This is a genomic window from Streptomyces sp. NPDC048479 (assembly GCF_040651435.1).
Taxonomy (GTDB): Bacteria; Actinomycetota; Actinomycetes; order Streptomycetales; family Streptomycetaceae; genus Streptomyces.
The window spans coordinates 301,054-313,206 of the sequence record NZ_JBEZKA010000001.1 but is presented as its reverse complement, the minus strand read 5'-3'; the positions used below and the strand labels follow the sequence as shown (position 1 = coordinate 313,206).

5 protein-coding genes and 1 pseudogene are annotated in these 12,153 nt (G+C 68.8%); all 6 read left to right on the top strand.

Annotation, left to right across the window (positions count from 1 at the left end; genetic code table 11):
• Positions 1-56: 56 nt before the first annotated feature.
• Positions 57-1,055 carry a sugar ABC transporter permease gene (locus AB0D12_RS01400; protein WP_362675810.1) on the top strand — a complete coding sequence of 333 codons (999 nt, stop codon included), beginning with the start codon at positions 57-59 and terminating at the stop codon, positions 1,053-1,055.
• 61 nt (positions 1,056-1,116) lie between these two features.
• Positions 1,117-2,043, top strand: a complete 927-nt coding sequence (locus AB0D12_RS01395) for a carbohydrate ABC transporter permease (RefSeq protein ID WP_362675807.1) — start codon at positions 1,117-1,119, stop codon at positions 2,041-2,043.
• 100 nt (positions 2,044-2,143) lie between these two features.
• A complete protein-coding gene (locus AB0D12_RS01390; RefSeq protein ID WP_362675804.1) occupies positions 2,144-3,811 on the top strand; it encodes a glycoside hydrolase family 13 protein in 1,668 nt (555 codons plus the stop codon).
• Entirely contained in the window at positions 3,796-4,866 is a 1,071-nt protein-coding gene (locus AB0D12_RS01385; RefSeq protein WP_362675801.1) for a LacI family DNA-binding transcriptional regulator, read from the top strand. Before AB0D12_RS01390 ends, AB0D12_RS01385 begins: the two co-directional genes overlap by 16 nt.
• A 318-nt stretch (positions 4,867-5,184) precedes the next feature.
• Positions 5,185-6,567, top strand: a pseudogene (locus AB0D12_RS01380) (alpha-amylase family protein); the annotation flags it as partial.
• 231 nt (positions 6,568-6,798) lie between these two features.
• Entirely contained in the window at positions 6,799-12,105 is a 5,307-nt protein-coding gene (pulA, locus tag AB0D12_RS01375) for a pullulanase-type alpha-1,6-glucosidase (RefSeq protein WP_362675798.1), read from the top strand.
• Positions 12,106-12,153 lie beyond the last annotated feature (48 nt).

The following is a 12,153-nucleotide window of genomic DNA, read 5'->3' as shown; positions in this document are numbered from 1 at the left end:
CGGCCGTACCACCAGGCCGCACACCCTGCTGAGAATCTGTTGTAAAGGTGTCGAAGATGACCGTCGCCGTCGAGGGCGGAAGCCGAAAGACCCAGCGTGGCCCCGGGCCGCGTCGCGGGCCGATGAGCCGTATCAGGCAGTCGTACAACCGCAATTGGTACGCCTGGGCGATGGTGGCCCCGGTGGTCGCGGTCATCGGCGTCCTGGTGCTCTACCCCCTGGTCCGCGGCATCTATCTGTCGCTGACCGACGCCAACAGCCAGAACGTCGGCCGGACCATCGGCGTCAACAAGATCCCTGACAGCTTCTCGTGGGTGGGTCTCGACAACTACACGGAGATCCTCTCCGGCGGCGACCACCAGTTCTGGCCCCACTTCACCTGGACGATCGTCTGGACCGTCGTCTGTGTGGCCCTGCACTACGGGATCGGCATGAGCCTCGCTCTGCTGCTCAACCGTAAGATCCGCGGCCGCACCTTCTACCGGATGGTCCTGATCCTGCCGTGGGCGGTGCCGACCTTTGTCACCGTCTTCGCCTGGCGGCTGATCCTCGCCGACGACGGCGGTGTCTTCAACATGGCTCTGGAATGGGTGCACTTGCCCACCCCGGCCTGGCTCAGCGATCCCTTCTGGCAGAAGACCGCCGCCATCATGGTCAACACCTGGGTCGGCGTCCCCTTCATGATGGTCTCCCTTCTCGGCGGACTGCAGTCGATCCCGCCCGAGCTCTACGAAGCCGCCGAGGTGGACGGTGCCACGCCCTGGCAGCGCTTCCGCCATGTGACGATTCCCGGTCTGCGCTCGGTGAGCAGCACGGTCGTCCTGCTCGGCGTCATCTGGACCTTCAACCAGTTCGTCGTCATCTTCCTGCTGTTCGGCAACAACTCGGGCACGGACGCCCAGATCCTCGTCACCTGGGCATACCGCCTCGGCTTCGGACAGGACCCGCGCGACTACGCCGGCTCCGCCGCGTACGGCGTCATCATCCTGTCGATGCTCATCGTCTTCGCCTCCTTCTACCGGCGATGGCTGGCCCGCAACGAGAAGGCCGTCTGACGGTCCGCCCAGGACCACCGGGCAATCAGCACCAGCCATGACGAAAGAGAGGGCCAACCCCATGAGCACCACAGCAGATGTCCGGGTCGCGGGAGCGGCCGAGGCGGCTACCGCCGGCCCGCCCCGCAAGCGCGCCGCGGGCAAGAGGCAGTTGAAGCGCGGAGAGCGCCCCCGTTCCGTATCCCTGCTGATCCACGGCGCGCTGATCACCGCGAGCTTTATCGCGGCCTTCCCGATCGGCTGGATCGCCTGGATCTCGCTCGGCCCGGACAAGACCGACTTCCTCCACCCCGGCGACATCGCCGACAAGATCAGCTTCGAGAACTACACGACGGTCCTGAACGACACGTCGTTCATCCAGTGGTTCGTCAACTCGCTGATCGTCGCGCTCGGTACCTGCCTGCTGGGCGTGTTCATCGCCGCGAGCTCCGGCTACGCGGTCTCCCGGATGCGTTTCCCCGGACACCGCCAACTGATGTGGACCTTCCTGGTCACCCAGATGTTCCCGGTCGCCATCCTGATGGTGCCGCTCTACAACATCCTGGCGAACCTGGGTCTGCTCGACACCTACTGGGCCCTGATCCTGGTCTACTGCACCACGGCGATCCCGTACTGCGCCTGGCTGCTCAAGGGGTACTTCGACACCATCCCCGCGGAGATCGACGAAGCCGGCCGGATCGACGGGCTCACTCCGTTCGGCACCTTCTACCGGCTGATCCTGCCGCTCGCCCGGCCGGGTATCGCGGTGGCCGCGTTCTACACCTTCCTCACCGCCTGGGCCGAGGTCGCCTACGCGTCGGTGTTCATGCTCAGCGACGACAAGTACACCCTCGCCGTCGGCCTGAAAACCTTCATCAGCGAGCACGACACCCAGTGGGACCTGATGGCCGCGACCTCCGTGCTCATCGCCATCCCCGCGTCGCTGTTCTTCTACCTGGTCCAGCGCCACCTGGTCACCGGCCTCACTGCCGGCGCCGCCAAATCCTGACCCCCACGAACCGGGGCACCCGGCCGCCTGACCGGCCGGGTGCGCCCTGCTGCCCGACGTTTCGCCCGAATTGCTGTACCGAGCCTCAGAGGGATCGAGAATGACCCAGTACCTGGCTGACGCCCATCACGCCGACCTGCCCGCGGCTTCCGCGGACTGGTGGAGAGACGCCGTCATCTACCAGGTGTACCCCCGCAGCTTCGCCGACGGGAACGGCGACGGCATGGGCGACCTTCCGGGCATCCGCAGCAGACTGCCGTACCTCAAGGAACTCGGCGTCGACGCCGTGTGGCTGAGCCCCTTCTACGCCTCCCCGCAGGCCGACGCCGGCTACGACGTCGCCGACTACCGCGCCATCGACCCGATGTTCGGCACGCTGCTGGACGCCGACGCGCTGATCCGGGACGCCCACGAACTCGGGCTGCGCATCATCGTCGACCTGGTGCCCAATCACTCGTCCGACGCCCACGAATGGTTCAAGCGCGCACTGAATGAGGGCCCGGGATCCGCGCTGCGCGACCGCTACCACTTCCGTCCCGGCAAGGGGGAGAACGGCGAACTGCCCCCCAATGACTGGGAGTCCATCTTCGGCGGCTCCGCCTGGACTCGCACCGAGAACCCCGACGGCACCCCCGGCGACTGGTATCTGCACCTCTTCGCTCCCGAGCAGCCCGACTTCAACTGGGAACACCCGGCCGTCGCGGACGAGTTCCGCTCGATCCTGCGCTTCTGGCTCGACATGGGCGTCGACGGCTTCCGGATCGACGTCGCCCACGGCCTGGTCAAGGCGCCGGGCCTGCCCGACATCGGCGGCAGCGACCAGCTGAAACTGCTGGGCAGCGATGTCATGCCCTTCTTCGACCAGGACGGCGTCCACGAGATCTACCGCGCCTGGCGCAAGATCCTCGACGAGTACCCCGGCGACCGCATCGCCGTGGCCGAGGCGTGGACACCCACCGTCGAGCGCACCGCCAACTACGTGCGCCCCGACGAGCTGCACCAGGCCTTCAACTTCCAGTACCTGGGCACCCATTGGGTCGCGGACGAGCTGCGCCGGGTGATCGACGAGTCGCTGGACGCCATGCGGCCCGTCGGCGCCCCGGCCACCTGGGTGCTCTCCAACCATGATGTGACCCGTCACGCCACCCGCTTCGCGGGCCCGCCGGCAGGCACCCAGATCCGTGCGGCCGGCGACCGGGAGCTGGGACTGCGACGGGCCCGCGCCGCCACCCTGCTGATGCTGGCGCTGCCCGGATCCGCCTATCTCTACCAGGGCGAGGAGCTCGGTCTTCCCGACGTCACCGACCTGCCCGACGAGGTCCGGCAGGACCCGGCCTTCGGGCGCACGGAGGGCCAGGACGGCTTCCGCGACGGCTGCCGGGTGCCGATCCCGTGGACCGCAGAGGGCTCGTCGTACGGCTTCGGCCCGGGCGGCAGCTGGCTGCCCCAGCCGGACAGCTGGGCCGGGCTGAGCGTCGAGGCGCAGACCGGTGACCCGGACTCGACCCTGGAGTTGTACCGCAGCGCCCTCGCGGCGCGCCGCGGGCACCCCGCGCTGGGCGCGGGCGACGCGGTCGAGTGGCTGGAGGCGCCCGAGGGCGTGCTCGCCTTCCGCCGGTCAGGCGGCTTTGTCTGCACCGTCAATACGACGGGCGCGGCCGTACCGATACCGGCACCCGGCCGCGTACTGCTGGCCAGCAGCGCTGTTGAGACGGCCGAGGGCGAGGCCGAGCTGCCCGCGGACACCGCTGTGTGGTGGACGGTGTGACGATTCCCCCGCCGCGGGGCGGCGCCGTCCAGACCGGCACCACCCCGCGGCTCGCGGACATCGCGGCTCAGGCTTCGGTCAGCGAGGCGACCGCGAGCCGCGTGATGAACGGCAAACCGGGCGTGGCGAGCGGCACCCGTCAGCGGGTGCTCGCGGCGCTCGATGTGCTCGGATACGAGAGGCCCGTACGGCTGCGGCAGCGCAGTGCGGGTCTCATCGGCCTGCTGACCCCCGAGCTCATCAACCCGATCTTCCCCGCGTTCGCCCAGGCCATCGAGCAGGTCCTGGCCGGACACGGCTACACCCCGGTGCTCTGCACCCAGCTGCCGGGCGGCGCGACCGAGGACGAGCTGGTCGAACAGCTCCTGGAGAGCGGCGTCAACGGCATCGTGTTCCTGTCCGGACAGCACTCCGACGCCTCGGCCGATCACACGCGGTACGCCGAACTCGTCGCCCGGGGAGTTCCGTTCGTCCTCATCAACGGGTACAGCGAGCGCATCAGCGCGCCCTGCGTCTCCTGCGACGACCGGTCGGCGATGCGTATGGCTGTGCACCATCTGGCCGAACTGGGGCACGAGAGGATCGGTCTGGCGATCGGTCCCGGCCGCTATGTGCCGGCTCACCGCAAGACCGAGGGCTTTCTGGACGGCCTCGCCTCCAACCTGGGCTACACCGCCGCCGCGGCCGAACAGCTGGTCCAGCGCTCCTTGTTCAGTGTCGAGGGTGGCCATGCGGCGGCCGGTGCGCTGTTGGACAAGGGGTGTACCGCCATTGTCTGTGGCAGCGACATGATGGCGCTCGGCGTAGTGCGGGCGGCCCGGGAGCGCGGCCTCGATGTGCCGTACGACCTCTCGGTGGTCGGGTTCGACGACTCGCAGCTGGTGGCGTTCACGGATCCGCCGCTGACGACGATCCGCCAGCCGGTGAAGGCGATGGCGGCCGCGGCGGTCGGCGCGCTGCTGGAGGAGCTGCAGGGAAGTCCGGTACAGAGCACGGAGTATGTGTTCCAGCCGGAACTCGTGGTCCGGGGCACCACCGCGCAGGCGCGCCGGTAGTCGCGTAACCGGACCGGCCGGCCGAGCGCGTGGGGACCGGACTTGCCGGGCCCCCGGCCGGCCGGCCCGGAGCCATGGCTGAAAGTAGCACCCCTGCAAAGCTTGCGAAAGGTCTTGCAGTTGGGAAACAGCAAGATTTCCGCAGTGCGACGAGAGTGTGTCCGAAGGGTTGACCCCGGACCGGGGAGGCTCGTACGGTCGCGACCGCAATAACTTTCTGCTGCCTTGCAGCAAGAACCCTCAAAGGCCTTACGGGCACGGCGCGTTGCCGGACAAGGCTGCACCGTCACCCGCACCTCCCCCCATGCAGGAGGAAAAATGGCCGGCAGACCTCTGGCCGCGGCGCTCGCCCTTGTGGCGGGCGCCGCGGTGAGTGTGGTTGCACCGACGGGCGCCGCGCAGGCGACCCCGCCGGGGGACAAGGACGTCACGGCCGTCCTTTTCGAGTGGAAGTTTGCGTCGGTCGCGAAGGCGTGCACCGACACCCTGGGCCCGGCCGGCTATGGCTATGTCCAGGTCTCTCCACCCCAGGAGCACATCCAGGGCGGCCAGTGGTGGACCTCGTACCAGCCCGTCAGCTACAAGATCGCCGGCCGGCTCGGCGACCGCGCCGCGTTCCAGAGCATGGTGAGCACCTGCCACGCGGCGGGTGTGAAGGTCGTCGTCGACAGCGTGATCAACCACATGGCGTCGGCGTCCGGCACCGGTACCGGCGGCTCCTCGTACGAGAAGTACAACTACCCGGGCACCTACTCCGGCGCAGACATGGACGACTGCCGCTCGAACATCACCAACTACGGTGACCGCGCCAACGTCCAGAACTGTGAGCTTGTCGGGCTCGCCGACCTGGACACCGGTGAGGATTACGTACGCGGCCGAATCGCCACGTATCTGAACGACCTGCTCTCGCTGGGCGTCGACGGCTTCCGTATCGACGCCGCGAAGCACATACCGGCCGCGGACCTCGCCCACATCAAGTCCAGGCTCAGCAATCCCGGCGTGTACTGGAAGCAGGAAGCGATCTACGGGGCGGGCGAGGCGGTCTCGCCCAGCGAGTACCTGGGCAACGGCGACGTCCAGGAGTTCCGGTACGCCCGTGACCTCAAGCGGGTCTTCAACAACGAGAACCTCGCCTATCTGAAGAACTACGGCGAGGGGTGGGGGTACATGGAGTCCGGCAAGTCCGGGGTCTTCGTCGACAACCACGACACCGAGCGCGGCGGTGACACCCTCAACTACAAGGACGGCGCCAACTACACGCTCGCGAATGTCTTCATGCTGGCGTGGCCGTACGGATCGCCGGACGTCCACTCCGGCTACGAGTGGTCGGACAAGGACGCGGGGCCGCCCAACGGCGGCACGGTGAACGCCTGTTGGCAGGACGGCTGGAAGTGCCAGCATGCCTGGCCGGAGATCAAGTCGATGGTCGCATTCCGCAATACGGCGCGCGGTCAGGGCGTCGTCAACTGGTGGGACAACGGCGGGGACCAGATCGCGTTCGGGCGGGGTTCGAAGGCCTACGTCGCCATCAACCACGAGTCGTCGTCGCTCACCCGCACGTTCCAGACATCGCTGCCGGCGGGTGGCTACTGCGATGTGCAGTCGGGCCGTCCGGTGACGGTCAGCACCTCGGGCCAGTTCACGGCAACGCTGCCACCGAACACGGCGGTGGCGCTCCACGCGGGAGCCCGCGCCTGCGGCTAGCCCTTGCTGGGGCTCCGCCCCGGACCCCGCGCCTCAATCATTTCAGCCCGTTCCGGCGATTGAGGACACGCCCGAAGGGCGTACGGGGGTCTGGGGGCTTGCCCCCAGACACGGGAAGGGGCGGGGTGGGGGAAGCGCCCCGCGCAGCGGCTCCGTAGCCCGCACCCCGCACCCCGCACCCCGTCCCCCGACACCAACACCTCCGCCCCACCCAAGGAGAACCAACCGGTGACCACCACCCCCCGCGTCAGCGCGGCCGGCACCGCCATAGGCACCGCCGCCGCCCTCCTCGCGGCGCTCATATCCGCCGGGCCGGCCGCCGGCGCGCCCAGACCCCCCGCCCCGCCCTCCGACCGCGCGCTCGCCGCCACACCCGCGCGGCATGACCTGACGCGGGAGCAGTTCTACTTCGCCCTGCCCGACCGGTTCGCCAACGGCGATACGGCCAACGACCGCGGCGGACTCGATGGCGACCGCCTCGAAACCGGATACGACCCCACCGACAAGGGCTTCTACCAGGGCGGCGACCTCAAGGGCCTGACGAGCAAGCTCGACTACATCAAGGGCCTCGGCACCACCGCCATCTGGATGGCGCCCATCTTCAAGAACCGGCCCGTCCAGGGCACCGGCAAGGACGCGTCCGCCGGGTATCACGGGTACTGGATCACCGACTTCACCCAGGTCGACCCGCACTTCGGCACCAACGCCGACCTCGAGAAGCTGATCGACAAGGCCCACGCCAAAGGCATGAAGGTCTTCTTCGACGTCATCACCAACCACACCGCCGACACCGTGGACTACGCCGAGAAGAAGTACGGCTACCGCCCCAAGGGCGCCTATCCGTACCTGGACAGGAGCGGCCGCCCGTTCGACGACCGGGCCGGCGTCGGGAAGGTCGACGCCGGCTCCTTCCCGTACACGCCCAAGGTCAGCGGGAAGAAGGTGCCCGCCTGGCTCAACGACCCGACGATGTACCACAACCGCGGTGACTCGGCCTTCGCGGGCGAGAGCTCCGAGTACGGAGACTTCTCCGGCCTCGACGACCTGTGGACCGAGCGTCCCGAGGTCGTCAAGGGCATGCAGGAGATCTACGAGAAGTGGGTCCGCGACTTCGACATCGACGGCTTTCGTATCGACACCGTCAAGCACGTCGACATGGACTTCTGGACCCAGTGGGCCACCGCGCTCGACGCCTACGCCGCCAAGCGCGGCCGAGACGACTTCTTCATGTTCGGCGAGATCTTCGCCGGGGACACGGCGATCACCTCGCCGTACGTCACGCGCGGCCGGCTCGACGCCACGCTCGACTTCCCCTTCCAGAGCGCGGCCCGCGCCTACGCCTCCCAGGGCGCGTCCGCCGACACGCTCGCCGACGTGTTCGGGAACGACTACCGCTACACCAGCGACAAGGCCAACGCCTATGAGCAGGTGACCTTCCTCGGCAACCACGACATGGGCCGCATCGGCACCTTCCTCAAGCAGGACAACCCGAAGGCCGACGACGCCGAGCTGCTGAAGCGGGCGCGGCTCGCCAACGAGCTGATGTTCCTCTCCCGCGGCAATCCGGTGATCTACTACGGCGACGAGCAGGGCTTCACCGGCGCGGGCGGCGACAAGGACGCCCGCCAGAGCCTCTTCGCCTCCAGGACCGCGGACTATCTGGATGACGACCAGCTGGGCACGGACCGTACGCACGCGTCCGACGCGTACGACACCTCGCACCCCGTCTACCGGTCGATCGCCGCGCTCTCGAAGCTCACCAAGGAGCACCCGGCGCTGCGCGACGGCGTCCAGACGGAGCGGTACGCCAAGGACTCGGTGTACGCCTTCTCCCGTACCGACGCCAAGGCGCGCACCGGGCCCATCGAGTATCTCGTCGCCGTCAACAACGCGGACAGCGCGAAGACCGTGACCATCCCGGCGGACGCCACGGACTTCCGTGCGCTGTACGGCGGTTCGGGTGCGGTGCACGCCGTCGACGGGAAGATCACCGTCACCGTGCCGGCGCTGTCCTCCGTCGTGCTCCAGGCCGCGAAGCCGCTCGCCGCGCCCGCCGCCAAGCCCACGCTCACCCTCAAGGCCCCGGCCGCCGGAGCCACCGGCACCGTCGAGATCGCTGCCGACGTGAACGGCGGAGGTCTCAACCGCGTCGTCTTCGCCGCCCAGGCGGGCAACGGCAAGTGGCGCACCCTCGGCTCGGCCGACCACGCCCCGTACAAGGTCACTCAGTACGTCGATGTGGCGGCCGGAACCTCCCTGCGCTACAAGGCAGTTGTGGTGGACAGCGCGGGACGTACAGCCAGTGACCGGGCGGAGACGACCGCCGGCCAGGCACCGCCGCCCGAGAAGCCGGTCGTCGAGCGCGACTACGCGGTCGTCCACTACCAGCGGCCCGACGGCGACTACGACGGCTGGCAGCTCAGGACCGGCACCCAGCAGACCGCCTTCACCGGCCGTGACACGTACGGCGCCTTCGCCTGGGTGAAGCTCGCCGAGGGCGCCACGACCGTCCCGTACACCGTCGAGAAGAACGGCACCGCGGACGGCCCGCAACGCACCGTCGACCTGGCCCGCACCGGCCAGGTGTGGATCGCCCAGGGCAAGGAAGGCCAGTCGGACACCGCGCCCGACGGCGCCTACCCGCCGCAGGACAGGGCGAAGGCCGTCCTCCACTACAACCGCGCCGACGGCGACTACGACGGCTGGGGTCTGCACACCTGGACCGGCGCCGCATCGCCCACCGACTGGTCCAAGCCGCTCCAGCCGGTGAAGAAGGACGCGTACGGAGTGACCTTCGAGGTGCCGCTCGCCGCCGGCGCGACCTCGCTCAGCTACATCCTCCACAAGGGCGACCAGAAGGACCTGCCGACCGACCAGTCCCTGGACCTCGCGACGTACACGAACGAGGTCTGGCTGCTGGCCGGGCAGCCGAAGTATCTGCTCCCACAGACCGGCGGCGCGCCCTCGCTCGACCTCGCCAAGGCCGAGGCCCAGTGGATCGACCGGAACACCGTGGTCTGGAAGGTGAAGGCGACCGACGCCACCAGCCAGCAGCTGGTGTACGCGGCGGACGGCGGCATCACCGTCAAGGACGGCGCACTGTCCGACGAAGGCCGGTGGCTGCGTCTCACCTCCGCCAGTCTGAGCGACGCGCAGAAGGCGAAGTACCCGCACCTCAAGGACTATCCGGCGTTCACCGTCGACACCCGCGACCGGGACCGGGTCCGGCAGTCGCTGCGCGGCCAGCTCATCGCCACCCAGCGCGCGGCCAACGGCGCGCTGCTCGCCGCCACCGGCGTCCAGACGGCCGGGATCCTCGACGACCTGTACGCGGGCAAGGCCACCAAGGCAGCCCTGGGACCGGTCTTCGACCGCGGCCGCCCCACCCTCTCCCTCTGGGCTCCCACCGCGCACTCCGTCTCGCTCGAACTCGACGGCAGAACGGTCGCCATGCGACGGGACGACGCGAGCGGCGTCTGGTCCGTCACCGGCCCCAAGGGCTGGTCCGGAAAGCAGTACAGATACGCGGTGAAGGTCTGGGCGCCCAGCGTCCAGAAGCTCGTCACCAACAAGGTCACCGACCCGTACTCCACCGCCCTGACCACCGACTCGGCACGGAGCCTGGTCATCGACCTCGCCGACCCGAAGCTCGCTCCGGCTGGCTGGACAGGTCTCGCGAAGCCGGCCGCGACACCGCTGCGCGACGCGCAGATCCAGGAGCTCCACATCCGCGACTTCTCGGTCGCGGACCGCACATCGAAGCACCCGGGGCAGTATCTGGCCTTCACCGACCGTGACTCGCAGGGCATGAAGCATCTGCGCGCACTCGCCGCCTCCGGTACCTCCTACGTCCACCTCCTGCCGGCCTTCGACATCGGCACCATCCCGGAGAAGAAGTCCGACCAGTCCGTGCCCGACTGCGATCTGTTGGTGTACGCGCCGGACTCCGACAAGCAGCAGGCCTGCATCGCGAAGGCCGCCGCGAAGGACGCGTACAACTGGGGCTACGACCCGCTGCACTACACCGTCCCGGAGGGCTCGTACGCCTCCGATCCGGAAGGCACCCGGCGTACGGTCGAGTTCCGGCAGATGGTGCAGTCCCTGAACTCCAGCGGCCTGCGCACCGTCATGGACGTCGTCTACAACCACACCGTGGCGAGCGGACAGGCCGACAAGTCCGTGCTCGACAAGATCGTGCCGGGCTACTACCAGCGGCTGCTGGCCGACGGCACCGTCGCCACCTCCACCTGCTGCGCGAACACCGCGCCCGAGAACGCCATGATGGGCAAACTCGTCGTCGACTCGGTCGTCACCTGGGCGAAGGAGTACAAGGTCGACGGCTTCCGCTTCGACCTGATGGGCCACCATCCGAAGGCCAATATCCTCGCGGTGCGCAAGGCGCTCGACGAGCTGACGCCCGCGCGCGACGGCGTGGACGGAAAGAAGATCATCCTCTACGGCGAGGGCTGGAACTTCGGGGAGATCGCGGACGATGCCCGCTTCGTCCAGGCCACCCAGAAGAACATGGCGGGCACGGGAGTGGCGACCTTCTCCGACCGGGCCCGTGACGCGGTGCGCGGCGGCGGGCCCTTCGACGAGGAACCGGGCGTGCAGGGCTTCGCCTCCGGCCTCTACACCGACCCCAACTCCTCGGCGGCGAACGGCACTCCGGCCAAGCAGAAGGCCCGGCTGCTGCACTACCAGGACCTGATCAAGGTGGGTCTGACGGGCAATCTCGCCGCGTACTCCTTCACCGACAGCTCCGGCCGCAGCGTCAAGGGCTCCGAGGTCGACTACAACGGCGCCCCGGCCGGATACGCCGCCGCCCCCGGCGACGCCCTCGCCTACGCGGACGCACACGACAACGAGTCGCTGTACGACGCTCTCGCCTTCAAACTCCCGCCCGCCACCTCACCGGCGGACCGGGCCCGTATGCAGGTGCTGGCGATGGCGACCGCGGCCCTCTCCCAGGGACCGGCGCTCTCGCAGGCCGGGACGGACCTGCTCCGTTCCAAGTCGCTGGACCGCAATTCGTACGACAGTGGTGACTGGTTCAACGCGATCCAGTGGGACTGCCGGGACGGCAACGGCTTCGGCCGCGGGCTGCCGCCGGAGGCCGACAACAAGACCAAGTGGCCGTACGCCAAGCCGCTGTTGACGTCGATCACGGTCGGCTGCCCGCAGATCACCGGCGCCTCGGCCGCCTACCGGGACCTGCTCACCATCCGTACCACCGAGAAGGCCTTCAGCCTGGGCACGGCGGGTGAGGTGCAGTCCGCGGTCTCCTTCCCGCTCTCCGGCAAGGACGAGACCCCGGGCGTGATCACGATGCGCGTCGGCGATCTGGTCGTGGTCTTCAACGCCACACCGGAGCGGCAGACGCAGCGGGTCACGGCGCTGGCCGGGAAGGCGTACGCGCTCCACCCGGTGCAGGCTGCGGGCGCAGACCTTATCACCAAGTCGGCTTCGTGCGAGGGGAGTTCGGGAAGCTTCACCGTACCGGCGCGTAGCGTCGCCGTTTTCGCCCGCAGTTGACCGAAGCGGGTTAGCGTGGTGGGCCGACTACGGGGCGGGGTGTCCTCG